At 71.4% G+C, this 16,650-nt stretch carries 14 protein-coding genes; 5 read left to right on the top strand and 9 right to left on the bottom strand.

Annotation, left to right across the window (positions count from 1 at the left end; translation table 11 throughout):
* Nucleotides 1–71 precede the first annotated feature (71 nt).
* The 4 genes from ABKW28_RS15945 to ABKW28_RS15930 are packed head-to-tail and all read left to right on the top strand — an operon-like array spanning nt 72 to nt 1,421.
* The gene (locus tag ABKW28_RS15945) at nt 72–527 is read left to right on the top strand and encodes a hypothetical protein (RefSeq protein ID WP_348611414.1); all 456 of its coding nucleotides are present in this window, start codon (nt 72–74) and stop codon (nt 525–527) included.
* Entirely contained in the window at nt 527–832 is a 306-nt protein-coding gene (locus ABKW28_RS15940) for a hypothetical protein (RefSeq protein ID WP_056680673.1), read from the top strand. The genes ABKW28_RS15945 and ABKW28_RS15940 overlap by 1 nt, the downstream gene beginning before the upstream one ends.
* The gene (locus tag ABKW28_RS15935) at nt 829–1,074 is read left to right on the top strand and encodes a hypothetical protein (protein ID WP_056680670.1); all 246 of its coding nucleotides are present in this window, start codon (nt 829–831) and stop codon (nt 1,072–1,074) included. Before ABKW28_RS15940 ends, ABKW28_RS15935 begins: the two co-directional genes overlap by 4 nt.
* Nucleotides 1,071–1,421, top strand: a complete 351-nt coding sequence (locus ABKW28_RS15930) for a hypothetical protein (protein ID WP_056680667.1) — start codon at nt 1,071–1,073, stop codon at nt 1,419–1,421. Before ABKW28_RS15935 ends, ABKW28_RS15930 begins: the two co-directional genes overlap by 4 nt.
* A gap of 59 nt (nt 1,422–1,480) precedes the next feature.
* Here ABKW28_RS15930 and ABKW28_RS15925 read toward each other — a convergent pair whose 3' ends face one another.
* Together ABKW28_RS15925 and ABKW28_RS15920 are read right to left on the bottom strand one after the other, a co-directional pair.
* The gene (locus ABKW28_RS15925; RefSeq protein ID WP_056680664.1) at nt 1,481–2,008 is read right to left on the bottom strand and encodes a hypothetical protein; all 528 of its coding nucleotides are present in this window, start codon (nt 2,006–2,008) and stop codon (nt 1,481–1,483) included.
* Nucleotides 1,986–2,375, bottom strand: coding sequence for a hypothetical protein (locus tag ABKW28_RS15920; protein WP_056680660.1), 390 nt, complete (start codon nt 2,373–2,375; stop codon nt 1,986–1,988). Before ABKW28_RS15920 ends, ABKW28_RS15925 begins: the two co-directional genes overlap by 23 nt.
* A gap of 311 nt (nt 2,376–2,686) precedes the next feature.
* Here ABKW28_RS15920 and mobF point away from each other — a divergent pair, with 311 nt between their 5' ends.
* Nucleotides 2,687–8,593, top strand: coding sequence for a MobF family relaxase (gene mobF / locus ABKW28_RS15915; RefSeq protein WP_056680657.1), 5,907 nt, complete (start codon nt 2,687–2,689; stop codon nt 8,591–8,593).
* Between the two features lie 466 nt (nt 8,594–9,059).
* On the opposite strand, the gene ABKW28_RS15910 is transcribed toward mobF, so the two are convergent.
* The 7 genes from ABKW28_RS15910 to ABKW28_RS15880 form a co-directional block, all read right to left on the bottom strand.
* The gene (locus ABKW28_RS15910) at nt 9,060–9,863 is read right to left on the bottom strand and encodes a M48 family metalloprotease (protein WP_348611411.1); all 804 of its coding nucleotides are present in this window, start codon (nt 9,861–9,863) and stop codon (nt 9,060–9,062) included.
* A gap of 142 nt (nt 9,864–10,005) precedes the next feature.
* Nucleotides 10,006–10,362 carry a hypothetical protein gene (locus ABKW28_RS15905; protein ID WP_056680650.1) on the bottom strand — a complete coding sequence of 119 codons (357 nt, stop codon included), beginning with the start codon at nt 10,360–10,362 and terminating at the stop codon, nt 10,006–10,008.
* Nucleotides 10,359–11,060, bottom strand: a complete 702-nt coding sequence (locus tag ABKW28_RS15900) for a hypothetical protein (protein ID WP_056680647.1) — start codon at nt 11,058–11,060, stop codon at nt 10,359–10,361. The genes ABKW28_RS15905 and ABKW28_RS15900 overlap by 4 nt, the downstream gene beginning before the upstream one ends.
* Entirely contained in the window at nt 11,057–12,535 is a 1,479-nt protein-coding gene (locus ABKW28_RS15895) for a TraM recognition domain-containing protein (protein WP_056680644.1), read from the bottom strand. The genes ABKW28_RS15900 and ABKW28_RS15895 overlap by 4 nt, the downstream gene beginning before the upstream one ends.
* Nucleotides 12,532–12,816 (bottom strand): hypothetical protein, encoded by a 285-nt coding sequence (locus tag ABKW28_RS15890; RefSeq protein ID WP_056680641.1) that lies wholly within the window; start codon nt 12,814–12,816, stop codon nt 12,532–12,534. Before ABKW28_RS15890 ends, ABKW28_RS15895 begins: the two co-directional genes overlap by 4 nt.
* On the bottom strand, nt 12,813–13,358 hold the full coding sequence (locus ABKW28_RS15885; protein WP_348611408.1) for a hypothetical protein: 546 nt from the start codon (nt 13,356–13,358) through the stop codon (nt 12,813–12,815). Before ABKW28_RS15885 ends, ABKW28_RS15890 begins: the two co-directional genes overlap by 4 nt.
* Before the next feature lie 134 nt (nt 13,359–13,492).
* Complete coding sequence (locus ABKW28_RS15880) at nt 13,493–16,648, bottom strand: peptidoglycan DD-metalloendopeptidase family protein (RefSeq protein WP_056680634.1); 3,156 nt, start codon at nt 16,646–16,648, stop codon at nt 13,493–13,495.
* Between the last annotated feature and the right edge of the window lie 2 nt (nt 16,649–16,650).

Raw genomic sequence — 16,650 nt, 5'->3', positions numbered from 1 at the left:
GCGCCAGTTCTTCCGGTGGCGGGCTGAGACCCCGAGTCCGGCCCGCCACCGGCCCAACCGAAGGAGGAGCCATGACCGAAACCACCGCCCTCGATACCGAGCAAGTCCGCGCATGGGAACTCCGGCCCACCGACACCCTGGTCGACCCCACAACCGGCGTCGCGTTCCCCATCACCACCGTCTCCGTGGATGAGCCCGGCCGCGCGGGACGCAGGGTCCACATCACCGCCCTGGTCCTCGGCGCCCGCATCCTGCCGCTCAACCAGTTCGTCACCATCGCGAAGCGGGACAACACCCCGACTTCCCCTGCCGCCGACGTCGAGGCCAGCGCCGCCAAGGACCGGCACACCCTCAGCGAGACGGCCTGCGACCTGATCGTCATCGAGCACCGGCTGCGCGACGTGCGCCGCTGGACCCCCGAGACCGCCAGCGCCCACCTGAACGCGGCCCTGTCCAGCGTCGCCACGGCGCTGGACGCCCTGCACGCCGAGTACGCCCACCGCACCACCACCGAACAGGAGCAGTGATGTCCAAGCAGACCCAGCCGGAGCCGACCGGCACCGTGATCAGCGAGCGCGACCAGCGCCGCATCCTCGCCGCCATGACGCGGATGCCGTACGCGGCCAGCAGCCGCGTCCCGAAGCCGTGGACGGCGCTGCGCGAGACCGTCACCGCCGATGCCGTCTTGGCGTTCCTCGACGGCCTCGCCGAGGTCCTGACCGAGGTCGCCGCAGAGAGCGACACGCACCGCCGCCGCCTGTTCTCCCTCGAGGCCGACATCGAGGCGTTCCGCCGCCTCATCGGCACCGCGCCCGCCGAGGTGACCCCGTGAGCGCGCACATCGAGTGGCTGGCCGCCCGCGAGACCAGCGTCCAGGTGTTCACACCCGGCGACGACTGGATCGGCGCCGGGGAGCACCGCCAGCCCGTCCTGACCCTCGCCGGTGACGAAGTGGTCGCGATCCAGGGCACGCCCGCCGAGTTGCGCGCACTGGCCGCCCGGATCACCGCCGTGGCCACCGCCGCGTCCGGTCGGCTCGACCTGGCCGCCGCACGAGAGGACCAGCCCGCATGAGCGACGACGCCAGCCTCCGCGCCCTGGAGGAGCGCGCGACCCCCGGCCCCTGGACTCCGGACGGCGACAAGATCCGTGCCACCGCCGCCGACGCCCTGATCCCGGACAACATCCTCGCGGCCTACTACACCGGCCACCGTCACCGGCTCGGCCTCGAGACCACCGGCCACGCCGCCGACGTGGAGTTCATGGCCGCTGCCCGCACCGCGCTGCCTGACCGGCTCGACCGGCTCGACCGCATTCGCGCTCTTCACGCCAAGTGGGGCGAGCAGTCGCCCGAGGACGCGGACGGCTACCTCGACCTGTGGGAGACGCTCGGTCGGCTCCTAGACGGCGAGCCCGGCTGACCAACAACCGCAAGGCCGCCCGTGCCATCGGTGCGGGGCGGCCCTCTGCGTCCGGCTGGTCACCACAGGGTCAGTTGCTCGCCCAGCAGCTCCTGGAGCCGCGTGAGGTCGTCGGCTACGAGCTGCGGGTCCTCACGCGCCAGGTCACGCAGTTCCCGAGCCCGCCGACGCGGCCCGCGCGGGTCGGCCAGCGGGCTGTACGGCAGTCGCCGTTGGACGGCCCACTCCTGCCGGTTCTTGCGCGCCGTCGAGACCACGACGTGTTCCGGCGCGATCCGCTGGCACAGCGGGTTGTGACAGCGGTGCCCGAGCAGCCGCGCCTCCGCGAGCGCGTCCACACCGTGCATCACCGCGTACGCGAACCGGTGGGCGATGATCACCCGACCCGGCGCGTACCAGAACCGGCCATGGCCACCGCCGTCGGTGCGCTCCCGCTCGGACCGACCCGAGACCGCCCCGGTCCACCACAGGCACTCACTGCCCGGCACCGTGGCCACCTTCGCCCGGTAGCGCGTGAGCACCGCCGGGTCTGTGAGCGCCGCCGCGACCGCCGCGAGGCCGGCGTCATCGAGCCGCCGAGCCGGCACCCGCTCCCCCGCTCTCGGCCGCCGCGTCGGGCTCCCCCTCGGCGGCCGGGCCGCCCTCGGTCTCCGCGCTGCCGGCCGGTGCGGCCAGCCGCCGCAGCCGCGTCGCCTCCCGCACGGTGATCGTCTCGCCGCACCACTCGACCGCCTCGCCCAGGGACAGCCCCTCGACCTCGGTCAACTCCCGCAGCGCATCCCCAGCGCGCTTCTCGGTCTCGGCCACCGCCGCGTCCCGCTGGCCGATCGCCACCATGACCTGTTCGGCCAGGTCGACCACCCGGCGCTCGCGCTCCTCACGCTCGCGCCGCCTCTTGTCGGCCATCTCCCGCGCCGTACGCCGCGCCTGCTGCTTGATCGTCTGCTGACTCATCGGTCCTCACTCCGTGTCGACATGGACTCTGACAGTCACCTACGACAAATCCCGGTCCCCGTGCGATCACCTCCGGCCAAGAAGCCTTCCGAACCCACCAACCTCGACCCCAGCCAGCCCGTTCAACTCCCGCAGCCCGACCCGACGCCCCAGCCGTCACCGACACCCCTCAGCGTCCCCCCAGATTTCCGCGACCTTCCAAGTGCCACACACCTCTTGCATTCTCGGTCTGCCGAATAGAAAGAACACATCAGCAATCCGACCGGAAGTGATCGCAGCGGGCGCCCGCGCGCACGTAGGTGACCGTGACGATGAGCCTCCACAAGCTGACGGCGGGGTCGGGGTACGACTACCTGACCCGCCAGGTCGCAGCGATGGACGCCACGGATAAGGGCCACACCGGCCTCGCGAGCTACTACACCGAGAGGGGCGAGACTCCCGGCGTGTGGGTCGGCTCCGGCATGGAGGGACTCGAAGGGCTCGACGCCGGCGACGTCGTCACCGCTGACCACATGCAGAGCCTGTTCGGCTCCGGTCACCACCCGCTGGCCACCCAGCGGACCAAGGACCTGGACCTGCGCATCGGCCGCGACGGCGTCGACCGGCCGACCGACGCGGACTACAAGACGGCCCGCCAGCTCGGCACGCCGTACAAGGTCTACGAAAACGACATCAGCCCGTTCCGGATCGAGGTCGCCAAGCGCATCGCGGCCCTCAACGAGGCCGCCGGCCTGCCGGGTGACTGGCCGGTCCCCGCGGCCGACCGGGCCAAGGTCCGAACCGAGGTCGGCACCGAGTTCTTCCGTGCTGAGCACGGCCGCGAACCCGCCGACGCACGCGAGCTGGCCGCCGCGATCGCCAGGCACTCCCGAGCGAAGACCAACGCGGTGGCCGGCTACGACCTGACCTTCTCCCCGGTCAAGAGCGTCTCGGTGTTGTGGGCGATCTCCGACCCGAAGACCGCCGCGGTGATCGAGCGGGCCCACCAGGCGGCGATCAAGGACGCGCTGGGCTTCATCGAATCCAAGGCACTGTTCACCCGCCGGGGCACCAACGGCGTCCGCCAGGTCGACGTCCGCGGCCTGGTCGCCACGGCGTTCACCCACCGCGACTCCCGCGCGGGAGACCCTGACTTGCATACGCACGTCGCCGTTGCGAACAAGGTCCAGACGCTCGACGGCAAGTGGCTGGCCATCGATGGCCGGCCGCTGCACAAGGCGGTGGTCTCGGCCTCGGAGACCTACAACACCGCGCTCGAGCGGCACCTGGTCGACGCCCTCGGCGTGCGGTTTAAGGAGCGGCCGAACGAGGACGCCCGCAAGCGGCCGGTGCGCGAGATCGTCGGCGTCGACCCCGAGCTGAACCGCCGCTTCTCTAAGCGCCGCGCCAGCGTCGAGGACCGCCGCAAGGTCCTCGCGGCCGCGTTCCATGCCACCCACGGCCGCCCGCCGACGCCGGTGGAGACCATCCAGCTGTCCCAGCAGGCGACGCTGGAGACCCGCGAGGCCAAGCACGAGCCGCGCTCGCTGGCCGAGCAGCGCGAGACCTGGAGCCGTGAGGCCATCGAGGCGCTGGGCACCCCTCAACGGGTCAAGCAGATGGTCCACGGGGCGCTGAACCCGAAGGGCGCAGCGCGGTCGCTGGCCGACTCGGCCTGGTTCGCCAAGACGACCGACCGGATCGTGGCGACGATGGAGGGAGCTCGGAGCACCTGGCAGTTCTGGCACGTCTACGCCGAGGCCCAGCGGCAGGTCCGGGGCGCCAACGTGCCCACCAACCAGGTCTCCCAGGTCGTCGAACTGCTCGTCAGCGAGGTCCTCGACGGCCGCTCGGTGAGCATGGCCCGACCCTGGGACGCCATCAGCGAACTGGTCGAGCTGCGGCGCGCGGACGGGGCCTCGGTCTACACCCAGAGCGGCGCCGTGCTGTTCACCTCGGGCAAGGTACTCGCCGCCGAGCAGCGTCTGGTCGAGGTCGCCGGCCGCCACGACGGGTACGCCGTCGAGCCGTCCTCGGTCGACCTGGCGCTGCTCGAGTCGACCGCCAACGGCATCACCCTCAACGCCGGACAGGCCACGCTGGTCCGCGAGATGGCCACCTCCGGTGCCCGGCTGCAGCTGGCGATCGCGCCCGCCGGATCCGGCAAGACCACCGCGATGCGAGCCCTGGCCAGCGCCTGGGCTGATGGTGGCGGCACCATCATCGGTCTGGCTCCCTCAGCGGCGGCCGCGGACGCGCTCCGCTCGCAGATCGACACCCAGACCGACACCCTGGCCAAACTAACCCACTCGCTCGAGCAGGCCCGCGAGTCCGGCGCCGCGATGCCCGCCTGGGTCGCCGGCATCGACGCCTCCACCCTCGTGGTCATCGACGAGGCCGGGATGGCGGACACCCTCTCGCTGGACGCGGCGGTGTCCTACATCCTCGAGCGCGGCGGCAGCGTCCGCCTGATCGGCGACGACCAGCAGCTCTCCGCGATCGGCGCCGGCGGCGTCCTGCGCGACATCCGCGCCACTCACGGAGCACTGCAGCTGACCGAGCTCGTCCGGTTCAAGGACCCCGCCGAGGGCGCCGCCTCGCTCGCGCTGCGCGAGGGCAAGCCCGAGTCGCTCGGCTTCTACCTCGACCGCGACCGCGTCCACGTCGGCGACCTGGCCACCATGACCGAGGACGTCTTCGCCGCCTGGCAGGCCGACCGTGCCGCCGGCCTGGACTCGATCATGCTCGCCCCCACCCGCGACCTGGTCAGCGAGCTGAACCAGCAGGCCCGCGCCCACCGGCTCGAGGGGATCGACCCGGCCGACCCCGACCATGAGTCCGCCAGCGGCCCGGTCCGCCGGCTCGCCGACGGCAACGAGGCCTCGATCGGCGAACTGATCATCACCCGCGAGAACGACCGTCGCCTGCGTACTTCGGCTACCGACTGGGTGAAGAACGGCGACCGCTGGAACGTGCTGGAGATCCACGACGGCGGCGACCTGACCGTCCAGCACACCCAGCACGGCCGCACCGTGCGGCTGCCCGCTGACTACGTCGCCCGATCCTCCGAGCTCGGCTACGCGTGCACCGTGCACACCGCCCAGGGCGTCACCGCCGACACGATGCACGGCCTGGCCACCGGCAGCGAGTCGCGCCAGCAGCTCTACACGATGATGACCCGCGGCGCGCACGCGAACCACGTCTACCTCGAGGTCGTCGGCGACGGCGACCCGCACTCGGTGATCCACCCGACGCTGGTCCGGCCGCTCACGCCGACTGACATCCTCGAGTCGGTGCTGGCGCGCGACGACACGCAGCGGTCCGCAACCAGCCTGCTGCGCGAGCAGGCCGATCCGGCCACCCGGCTCGGCGAGGCGTCCCAGCGCTACCTCGACAGCCTCTACGTCGCCGCAGAGGATCTCCTGCGCCATGACCACGTTGGCCAGGACGCCAACGGCGCCCCGATCAACGTGGTCGATGCCCTGGACAACGCGGTCGAGACGCTCGTCCCTGGGCTCTCGGAGGAGGCCGCCTGGCCGACCTTGCGTGCCCATCTGCTGCTGCTCGGCGCGGCCGGCGAGAACCCTGTCGACGCGCTCCGGGCGGCCGCCGGCGACCGGGAGCTGGAGACCGCGCACGACCGCGCCGCGGTCCTCGACTGGCGCCTGGACGCCTCCGGCCTGCGCAACGCCGGCGCAGGGCCGCTGCCGTGGATGCCCGCGGTCCCGGCCCGCCTGGCTGAGGACCCGCACTGGGGCGCCTACCTCTCCCAGCGCGCTCACCTGGTCGAGCAGCTCGCCGACCAGGTCCGAACGCGGGCGACCGACCAGGCAGCACTGCCGGCGTGGGCACAGAACGGCCTCCGGCCCGAGGCCGCCACGGTCGCCAACGTCGAGGTCTGGCGGGCCGCCATGCGGGTCCCGGTCGACGACCGGCGACCAACCGGTGCACCGCAGCTGCAGAAGGCCTCCGCGACCTGGCAGCGACGGCTCAACCGCGCCGTCACCGGCGACCACACGCCGGCGCTCAAGGAATGGCGCCAGCTGCTCTACTCGCTGGCCCCGCAGGTCCGCGACGACGAGTTCACCCCGCTGCTCGCCGAGCGGCTGGCCGCGATGTCCCGCGCGGCCGTCACCGCCCACGAGCTGCTGCGCACCGCCACTGCGGCCGATCACCCGGCCGGGCCGCTGCCCGATGAGCACGCCGCGGCGGCCGTGTGGTGGCGCATGGCCCGTCAGCTCACCCCGGCCGTTGCCTCCCAGATCGGCGACGGTTCCCACGGTGAGAGCGTCACCACCGAGTGGACTCCGCGGCTCGCGGATCTGTTCGGTCCCGAGCGCGCCGCGAGCATCCAGGCCAGCACCTGGTGGCCCGCGCTCGTCGCGAACGTGGACCACGGCGTGCAGCGCGGCTGGCAGGTCGAGGCTCTGCTGGGTGCCGGGCGGGCGATGCCGAGCGACGGCTGGGAGGGCGTCGACGAGTGCCAGGCGCTGGTCTGGCGGACCTCGATCGCGCTGGAGACCGCTCCCGACGAACCACCCGCAGAGCTGTGGGACGGGATCGAGCCGGACCCGGAGACGCTCGTCGACCACGCCGCCGACCCCGACTGGGCCGACTGGCCGCTCGCCGAGGACCCCGGCCCGTACGACGAGCACGCGGCCGACGAGCACGTGGCCGACGAGCACGTGGTCGACGCCGTCGCTGGCGACCTGGTCGACGTCGACGAGGACCAGTTCGTCGAGCCCGACCTGACGCTGGCCGCCTACATCCGCGACCTCGGCGGCAGCCGACTGGAGCCCACCGACGCCGACCTCCGGGTCATGTACCAGCGGGCCGACGAGTGGCACTCCTCCCCCGTCTCGCGTGAGCGCATGCTCGAGATCAACGACATGGCACGGGCCTTCTTCGAGGCCCGGTTCACCGACTCGTGGGGCCGCGACTACCTCACCGGACGGTTCGGCATCGACCTCGCCGGCGACGAGCGGTTCCGTCCCGGTCAGGCGCCAGCCGGGTGGACCAACCTGGTCGACCACCTGCGCGGCCGCGGTGTCAGCGACGCCGAGATGGTGGCCACTGGCGTCGCCACCGAGGCCAGCACCGGTCGCCTCATCGACCGGTTCCGCGACCGGGTGATGTTCCCGGTGATCCACCAGGGCGAAGTGCTCGGCTTCGTCGGCCGCCGCCGGCCCGACCTCACCCACGCCGACAAGGGCGGCCCGAAGTACCTCAACACAGCCGCCACCCCGCTGTTCCACAAGGGCGCCCAGCTATTCGGTGTCGTCGACGAACTGCTGGCCGAGGGTGCGGTCCCAGTGATCGTCGAGGGCCCGATGGACGCCGTGGCGGTCACGCTGGCCAGCGCCGGCCTCTACCTCGGCGTGGCGCCCCTCGGCACGTCGCTGACCGATGAGCAGGCCGCCCAGCTGGCTGCAGTCGGCCGAGACCCGATCGTGGCCACCGACGCCGACCTCGCTGGCCAGGTCGCGGCCGAGCGCGACTTCTGGATGCTCACCCCGCACGGCCTCGACCCCGGCTTCGCGCGGTTCCCCGACGGCCTCGACCCCGCCGACCTACTCGCCCAGCGCGGGCCCGCCGCGCTCACTGCCGCGGTGGCCAGCGGCCAGCCCGCCTTCCGCTCGCTCGGTGACCAATTGCTCACCGAGCGGCTGGACAACCTCGCCCCGGAGCAGGCACATCTGGCCGCCATGCGGGTCATCTCGGCACGTCCCAGCCGCGCCTGGGAGCCGGGCGTCAACCAGGTCCGGGCCCGGCTGCAGCTCTCCCAGTTGCAGGCGCGACGCGACCTGCGCGACGCGATCAAGACCTGGGATGCCGACCCGCGGAAGGCGGCACTGGCCGAGCTCCACAAGAGCAGCGAGGTTCGCACACGGCTCTCGGCCGCGGCCGAGAAGACCCCCGCCGAGCGGTGGGCCACCTTGGCTCGCGAGCTCGACCCGCGGCTGCTCGAGCAGGGCGACTGGCCGGCCACCGCCGCGATGCTGCAGCAGGCCCACGAGCAGGGTCAAGACGTCGGCGCCGCCACGCGCGGCCTGGTCGCTGAGAAGCCCCTGGGCGACAGCCCTGCGCGTGACCTGCGCTACCGGATCGTGTCCCGCCTCGAGATCCCGATCGACACCGGCGAAAGCACCCCGGCGCCGACCCAGTCGCCGGGCGTGGCACGAGATCGGCAGGACGTGAACCGTCCGCGGCCGCCCCGCCGCGGTACCCCTCGCCGGTGACCCGCTCCGGAAGCCCGCAGGCTGGCGTCACGGTAAGACCAGCTGCACGATCCTGTGGTCGCGGTGACAGCGGCCTCCGCAGCCGGTCTCGTCGATCAACGTCTTGGCCTCCAACGCACTATCAGCCGTCTGGTGCAGGGACACGGCTCCGTGCCGGTACCTGACAGGCCCAGAAGGTCTGCACGCCACCAACGCGATAGCTCCTTCGCCGGAGACCCACGGAGCGTCGTTCCAGATGCACTTCGCCATCGTCAGAAAGGTCCTGTGCTCACGTGAGCAATTGTGCTGCCGCCAAACTGGTCCCAGATCGGTTGGAGTCACGATCGTCATCCTCACGCAGCGAAGAAGCCAGGGTCTACCCAGGCCGCGGCCGACCGGATGGACTACGTCGGCTGCCAGCCGCTGAACGGGCCAACGAGGTCGGCCCGGCTGCTACCAGAGGTGTTTCGCCGCCGCGTTCGAGAAGTCACCCAAGGCGACTGCGCATGGCTGCGAGCCGCGCCTGCGGCTCGGGGTGGGTTGCGAACCACCGCCGCTCCAGCCGCGACCACGCGGGGCCGCCGTCGGGCGTCGGCCGCGCCAGGCTTTTCTCGTAGAACCGCATCAGCTCGGCGGCCGCGTCCAGGTCGCGAGTCAGGTCGATGGCGAAGAGATCGGCGGTGGCCTCTTCGCGCCGGTCGAAGGTGAAGCGGAGACCGAGAAACGCCACGGCCGCACTCATCGTGGCCAGCAATGAGGGGCCGGCCAGCTGGGGCGAGGCCGCAAGAGCAGCTGCAGTGAGACCAGCGCCTGCCAACACGAGGAGTAGGTAACCGACCAGCCACGAGTACCGCGCCGCGGCCGAACTGCGCTCGCGGCGGATGACGTGGCCGAGCTCGTGGGCGGCCAGGCTCTGCACTGCGCGGGCGCTGAGGCCGGTGAGCGCGGCCCGCGCGAACACCACGGTGGGGGGACGACCAGCCCGGAAGCGGGTCACCGCGAGACCACCATCGCCCACGGTCCCATCGGCTTCCCCGGCGACCGGGGCGCCCAGGATCGCAACGACGTCGGTTGCCGGAGGCGGGACGTTCGCGACTGCGGCGACGGCGGCCATCGCCGCGGCGGCCCGCTGCTGCAGCAGGACGTCGACCGGGCTTGTTTGCGCGCTGGTGCGCCAGCTGACCGACCAGGCGAGCAGGACCTTCGCAAGCGCCACGATCAACAGAACGGCTCCGCCGAGGTAGCCGATAGTCACCACGATGAGGAGCGCTGAGGTCAGCTGATCCGGCATCAGTCCTACGCCTGGGAGGTCGAAGGGGCGAGAACGCTCAGAATGGCTCTCCCACAACGAAGCGGTGTGTGACTACCCGCTGGCAGGGGTTGCCGTTCTCTCAGCGGCGTTCTAACGCCGTCTTGAGCCCGTCGTGCCCACTTCATCGCGATGCAGTGGGCGCGAGCTCCACGTCTGGGGTCGCCGACGTCGATGGGATTGCGCGGTCCTCGGCCGCTCGGCCGCGGGCGGCTGTCGCAGGCTCCTCGAGGTCCTCGGTCGCCTCGACCATTTGACGCTGCTCCTCTGTGCTCGGTACGCCGTATCGGCGATTGGCCATCGCCTCGACCTGTGCAACGGCGTTCCACACGTACTCACCCGAGCCGTGGGAGTAGCAGGCGTTGACGTGTTCGCGCGCGTGGCCGAGCTCCTTCTTGCTTGAGCGCGGGTGCTCGCCGAGAGCCTTGAGGGCGCGCTGGGCTCGGCGGATGGCCTCGGAGCGTTCGTTCATCTGCATCATTCGCGGGGTCCCTTCTCGGTGCGGGTGCGCGGCAGAGCGCCGCCCAGCTCGTCGTCGTGGATTTCGCCGGTGTCGAGGTCGACGAGGCCGAGCCGCGGTGGACCGGCCGGCGATTGTTCGTGTGCCCGCCGGTTGACGGGCAGAGCGTCGATGTCGTGGGCGAACGTGTTCTCGCGGCGCTGGCGGCTGGCGTCGGCCAGGTGCTCGCTGTGGCGCGGCTTGGCCGGCCAGCTCTTGTGCTCGTCGTCGCAGTGGGTGCGCAGCCTGTTGCGCATCCGGTCGGTGAACGCCGCCAGGCAGTAGCGGTGCCACTCCTCGAGCGCGTCGCTGGTCATCGCCAGGCCGGCCCGCCGGCGCTGGTCGGCAAGGACGGCGATCTCGTGGACCAGGTGCGGGTGCAGAGGCCAGCAGCTGGGGATGAGCCCGGAGACGTCCCAGGTGTACTCGCGGTTGAGCCAGATCACGACGTCCTCGAGCCACTCCCACAGGTCGTGACGCAGCTCGGGGTCCAGGCAGGTCGACGGCTCCCAGGGCCGCGACAGCAGCGCGTGGTTACCCAGGGCCTTCTTCTCCTCCTCGGTCCCGTTGATGGCGATGTGGAGCTCGCGGTAGGCGAGGCGGACGTGGTCCCCGGGGACGGGGAACGGGAAGACCATCAGCGTGGGTGCCGCCCGGCGGGTCTGCTGCTCTGTGGTCACAGTTCACTCCTTGCGTGGTCGGTCTCGTCGTCGACGAAGCCGAGACGGCGTGCCTCGACGAGCGCGGCGGTGGCTCGGGCCTCGGGGGTGATGACCATGCGCCGGTCGTTGGTGAGGCGCTCGCGCAGCGCCCGCTGGTCGGCCAGCAGGCGTTCCCCGGCCTTGCCTTCGACGCAGCGGTGCAGCTTGGCGATGATCGGCTTGCCGTTCTCGGCGACGACCAGAGCTTGGCGTTCGGGCAGTTGCCGGACTTCCTCGGGCCGCATGATCGGGATGTCGTCGCCGGAGAAGCTGCGCCCACCGCCACTGGCTCCGCCGGTGGAGTGGGTGACCCGCCCGATGCGGACCGTTCCGAGGAGGTCGGAGATCTCCTGGTTGAAGGCGACGTCCTTGGAGCCGCCGAACATCACCAGGGCGTTGGTGAGGCCGAGCAGTGCTCGGGCCTCGTGCTCACCGAAGATGCTGGTCAGCTGGGGCCGAGTCTGGGCGGCCCAGATGAACGACAGCCCCAGGGCGCGCTCGTTGGCCATTCGGGTGCGCAGGGTCGGAAGCGGCGCGGTCGACGGCAGCTCGTCGAGCACCGAGACCAGGGGCGGGCACAGCCGGCCGCCCCACGGTGAGCTGTTGGCCAGCAGCAGGCCGGTGTCCAAGACGTGCTCGGCCACGGCGGTCATCAGGGGGCTGGCCGAGGCGTAGGGGTCTTCGCGGCCGAGCAGGTAGATGGTGCCGCGTCGACGGATCACGTCGGCGAGGTCGGTGGCGGGACGTCCGGGGCTGGGAATGCAGCGGCGGCGGATGTCGGCCTGGAAGAACAGCGAGACCGCCTGCTGCACTGTGGTGACGGTGTTGCCGGCGGTGCGGTCGTCACCGTTCAGCGCACCGTGCAGGAGGCCGTGCCAGAACGGCTCGGCGTGCGGGTGCCGCCGCAGGATCTCCATCGGCTGGGTGGCTGCGGTGGGGTTGGCGACCCACTGCAGCACGTCCTCGAGCGTCCTACCGGTCAGCGCCGCGGCGTGGAAGTAGCCCTGCAGCACCTTCGCGGACTCGGCGGCGTAGAACCGCGCAGCATCGTCGCCGGTGCCGCCGGTGATCGCGCCCTTGACGGTGCCGGCGGTGAAAGCCTTGGCGCGCCGCTCGGCGACCTTGGGGTCCACGCAGCCGGCGATCGGGTCCCAGATCAGCTCGTCGACGACGCCCTCGGCCAGGCCGAAGGGGTCGAGCACCACGCAGGGCCGGTCGTCGCGGGAACGCTCGGTGAGGCTGAGCAGCAGGTCCTCGACCTTTGTCAGTGTCACCAGGGCGGCACCCGGAGCGCCGAGCAGCGCAGGGGTGAGCAGGTCAAGGGTCTTGCCGGATCCCTGCGGGCCGATTACGCCGGCGGTGCGGTCCCACGGCACCCACAGCTCGCCGCCTCGCGGCTCGTGGGCATCACCGATGCGCCAGCCCACGTCCCAGGGGTCGAACCTCAGCTTCATCGCGCCACCTCGGGAACGGTGTCCCCGCACGGGGCGAGGCAGCGACGGCAGATCACCGCACGGCCGTGGCGTTCTTCTTTTCGGCGGCCGAGGAGCGGGAAAGAGGTGTCGGACAGCAGGTCGCGCGCCTCGCAGAGGAGTTCCACCTGGCCGGCAGCCACGTAGTAGTGGCGCCCGACGAGGACCGGCCGGTGTCCGCGGCGGCGACAGCTGATGCCGCCCAGGCGGCGGCCGCGGGTGCGAAGTGTCGGGTTGTCCTGCAGTGGGGTCTCGTTGCTCATCGGTCTTCCTTCGTTCGCCGGCCATGCAGGAGCCACGGGCTGAGGCCGTGGCCCAGCTGCGGGCCGGGTTGTTCGGTGAGGTCGCCGGCGGTGCGCTGGACCGGCGCTGCTGTCGCGGCGGCGTGCTTGCCGTAGAGGTCCGGGCGGACGATGCCGGCGACCTTGCGGAGCCGGGTGACGCCGAGCAGCTTCTCGGCCTCGGCTGCGGTCGCCATGCCGCGCATGCGGCCCGGGCCCCAGCGCTGGTAGGCCCACGCGCCGAGCCACATGGTCGCGGTGAGCAGCGCGACCTCAGTCAGGGCGAGGCTGACCCAGACCAGGCCGCTACCGGCCAGACCGTCGGGGGTGGGGCTGGGCAGCCCGGCGTCGGCGTGTCCGCCGAGGACGCCGGGAAGGCTGGTCCAGAAGGCGGTGCCGATGGGTGAGGGGAACGCGCCGGCGTTGGCGTCGGGCCATGTCCATCCGGCGCCGGCGACCAGGTTGGCGACTGATCGTCCGAGCTGGATGCCAATGACGATGATGAACAGGGTCGCCAAGGCCACCGCTACGGGGATCTCCCAGGTCCACGGGTAGGGGTCTCGTCGTCGCTCACGCTGCATCGGTCTGGCCACCTCCAGGCGGTCGTGGGTCGTTGGGCCTCGCTGGTCACCTATGTGCTGTCAGGGCTCCGGTGCGATCACACGGCGTGACTCGGGCGTGATGCGTTCTCTGCGAGCCAGGTCGAGGGGTCGACGTTGTCGGGGTCGTAGATGGAGCCGTTCTTGAGGTGGACCTCGAAGTGGAGGTGGCAGCCGGAGACGTTGCCCTCCTTGCCGACCTGGCCGATCGGCTCGCCGGCTGCGACGGTCTGGCCGCGGCTGACGCTGACGGTCGCCATGTGGGCGTACCACGTGGTCAGGGACCCGGCGCCGGTGGTGACCTTGACCAGCTGCGGCCCAGCCCAGGAACGCTGGGTGGTGTCGATCTCGATGGTGCCGGCGTGGGCGGCGTAGACGGTGGTTCCGCAGGGTGCGGAGAAGTCGGTGCCGGTGTGCCACCTGGACCAGTAAGGGCCGGTCTCGTGCCAGTTGTGGTTGTCGGTTCCGACATACTGCGCGGGCACCGGATAGACGACCTCGTCGCAGGAGGCGCCCTCGAGGCCGACCGGCTGGACGGAGGCGCCGGGCTTGACGTTGATGTGGACATGGTCGAGGTGGTTCTCGGTAGCGCTCCCCCGGTCCTCCATCGGCCGCCAGCCCTCGCCTGCGCGGGCGACCGACCAGATCCGCTGGTACCAGATGATGTAGTCGATGCCGAGCTTCTGGGCATTGGCCTTGGCGTAGGCGGCGAGACGGTCGCCCTGCGCGCGGCCCGCCGCGTTGAGTGGCACCATGAAGTCGGCCGCGAGCCCGGCCGGGTGGCCGTTGGGGTCGGTGGCGCTCTCGCGGTAGCCGCCGACGGTCTTGATGTCGAACATGGGGCCGAGGATGTTGACCAGCTGGGTCAGCTGCGGCTTGACCGGGCCGAGGTTGTACTTGGCCTCCGCGGTGCCGGAGTCGACTGCGCACCCGGCGCTGCTGCCGGCGGTGGTGGCGGTCACCAGCGGGTGGTCGGCGATCTTGCTGGCCTGGGTGATGGTGTCGACCGCGGCGCTGGCCCAGGTGAGGTTGGCGCCGTAGACGTGGTCGATCGGCGCGTCCTGCTTGGGCTTCTTGCAGGGGTCGGCAGAGCCGCCGAAGGCGTTGCTCAGCTCAGGGGTCAGTGCGCAGTGCGAGGAGTTGCTGCCGTCCTTGCCGTCGTTGAAGTCGCCGAGGATCACCGAAGGGGTGCCGGTGCCTGCGAGCTCGGTCATCGTGGCCAGCTGGAGGCGCAGCGCCTCCTGGCGGTGCCCGGCGGCGTTCCCGTGGGTGTTGGCCGGGTTGTGGATGCTCCAGACCCAGATCAGCTGCCCGGTGGTCGTCGAGGTCAGCTGTACCAGGGGCATGCCGACGTCCTTGCCGCCGAAGTACGGGATGTCGACGAGGCGCCCGTCGGTCTGCTCCCACTCGTTGTGGTCCCAGATCACCCGGTTCTGTGCCTTCCCGCTGGCCGGGTAGATCCCCCACTTGGCCGCGTACTGGTTCTCCAGCGCTTGGGCCTGCGGGCCATGCACCTCCTGGAGGCCGGCGATCGAGATGCCGGCGTTCTCGATCGTGCGCATGGCGCCGGGCAGTCGCTTGTCCCAGGTGTCGTACCCGGGCCGCTCCCCCGGCTTGTCGGTGTGGCCGGCGCCGAGCAGGTTGAGGGTGCCGACGGTGATGGGGTTGACGGTCTCGCCCTGGCAGTTGGCGACGTTCGTGGTGGAGCCCTCGGAGTCAGAGCCGGGCAGGTCCGGCAGGTCGCCGCCGAGCAGATCGGTGATGTCGCCGGCGACGTCCTCCCACTGGGCGTAGGCGTCTGGGTAGCCCGAGCGCTGGACGGCCTGCGCGGCCTGGGTGAGCGGCATGTTCTGCCAGCCGGGGATGTCGAGGAGGCCGGGGTTGCCGGTGTGCTGGGCCTGGCCGAAGAACGCGCGGGCCGCGAGGAGGGGGTTGGTGATCTCGGCCCGGCTTCCCCAGCCAGCCGAGGGGCGCTGCTGGAACAGGCCGCCGGAGTCGCGGTCACCTCCGGTGAGGTTGACCAGCTTGGACTCCTGGATCGCGGCGGCGATCGCGATCTGCAGCCCGTAGCGGGGAATCTCGAGGTCTCGGGCGACCTGGGCGATGGTGATCGCGTTGCGGGCCTGCTCGGCGGTCATGGTCGGGTAGTTGGACGCGAACCGCAGCCGCATCAGCTGGGCGAGCACGTCGCGGGCCGGCGGCTCGGCGGACGTCCGGGCGGTGGTCGCCGCGGGCACGATCCCGTCGGTCGTGGTGGTGGTCTCGGGCGCGCTCTCCGGGCCGGCGCCGTTCATCGCGATGCGAGCCGAGAGCCAGTGGTGGTCCGACACCATCGTGCCGTCCCAGCCCTGCTCGAGGCGGGCGCCCTGGTGGTGCGGGAAGAAGATGAAGTCGACGCCGTGGTTGTGCCATCCGTAGCCGGCGGCCTTCATCTTCGCGGCCGCCGTCCAGGGGATGTTGGTGTAGGAGGCCTGGGTGTTCATGTCGCCGCCGATCAGCACCGGACCGTGGGCGGCCAGCGAGTTGCGCAGCTGCAGCAGGATGACCATTCCGGCGCCGTACTGCTGGGGCCGGGTCAGCGGCGGGTTGCCGTGCTGCTTCGGCCAACGGTGCGGGTTGGTCATGTGGTGGGTGGAGACCACCGAGACCACGGAGCCGTCGGCGCGGCGCAGCATCACCCATGTCGCGAAGCGGTCCCACGTGACCGGACGCCCGTCGTAGAAGGTCTTGTCGTCGTCGACGAGCTGGACCCGGCCGCCGTTGACCTTCGTCCAGGTCGAGCTCTTCCAGAGCACGACGTTGCCCATGGCCTGCTCGGCGCCGGTGCCGGTGCCGGCCGGGGCTGCCACCCGGAAGGCTGAGTAGCCCGGCGTGGCGGCTTCGATCTGCTCCAGGCTCCAGCCGCTGGCCTCGTTGAGGGTGACGAACTCGGGGTTCTTGGACAGGACCTTGGGCATGGAGGCCCGGAACCCGTCGAGGCCGGAGCGGCGCGGGATGTTGGCCTGCGCCATGGTGATCTTGCCGTTGACCGGGCCGCCCACCGGGCCGTCGATGGCTCCGAGGTCACCGAGCTCGGTAGGCACGGTGCCTTGGCTGCTCTGGGTGCGGCACTCGGCGGCCGCGGTGGTCGTCATCACCACCATCAGCGTCACCAGGAACGGCAGCCCCATGAAGATGATCAGGACGGGCAGTCCCGCGAGCAGCAGCTTCTTCATCA

Source organism: Nocardioides sp. 31GB23 (assembly GCF_040012395.1).
GTDB classification, from domain to species: domain Bacteria; phylum Actinomycetota; class Actinomycetes; order Propionibacteriales; family Nocardioidaceae; genus Nocardioides; species Nocardioides salarius.
Note: the sequence above shows the minus strand (reverse complement) of the source record. Positions and strands in the feature narration are given on the sequence as shown.

Bases quoted from the DNA above. Each gene is read 5' to 3' on its own strand.
- ABKW28_RS15905 (WP_056680650.1), bottom strand. From the start codon at position 10,362: ATGATGCAGATGAACGAACGCTCCGAGGCCATCCGCCGAGCCCAGCGC.
- ABKW28_RS15930 (WP_056680667.1), top strand. From the start codon at position 1,071: ATGAGCGACGACGCCAGCCTCCGCGCCCTGGAGGAGCGCGCGACCCCC.
- ABKW28_RS15910 (WP_348611411.1), bottom strand. From the start codon at position 9,863: ATGCCGGATCAGCTGACCTCAGCGCTCCTCATCGTGGTGACTATCGGC.
- mobF (WP_056680657.1), top strand. From the start codon at position 2,687: ATGAGCCTCCACAAGCTGACGGCGGGGTCGGGGTACGACTACCTGACC.
- ABKW28_RS15895 (WP_056680644.1), bottom strand. From the start codon at position 12,535: ATGAAGCTGAGGTTCGACCCCTGGGACGTGGGCTGGCGCATCGGTGAT.
- ABKW28_RS15945 (WP_348611414.1), top strand. From the start codon at position 72: ATGACCGAAACCACCGCCCTCGATACCGAGCAAGTCCGCGCATGGGAA.
- ABKW28_RS15890 (WP_056680641.1), bottom strand. From the start codon at position 12,816: ATGAGCAACGAGACCCCACTGCAGGACAACCCGACACTTCGCACCCGC.
- ABKW28_RS15940 (WP_056680673.1), top strand. From the start codon at position 527: ATGTCCAAGCAGACCCAGCCGGAGCCGACCGGCACCGTGATCAGCGAG.
- ABKW28_RS15920 (WP_056680660.1), bottom strand. From the start codon at position 2,375: ATGAGTCAGCAGACGATCAAGCAGCAGGCGCGGCGTACGGCGCGGGAG.
- ABKW28_RS15880 (WP_056680634.1), bottom strand. From the start codon at position 16,648: ATGAAGAAGCTGCTGCTCGCGGGACTGCCCGTCCTGATCATCTTCATG.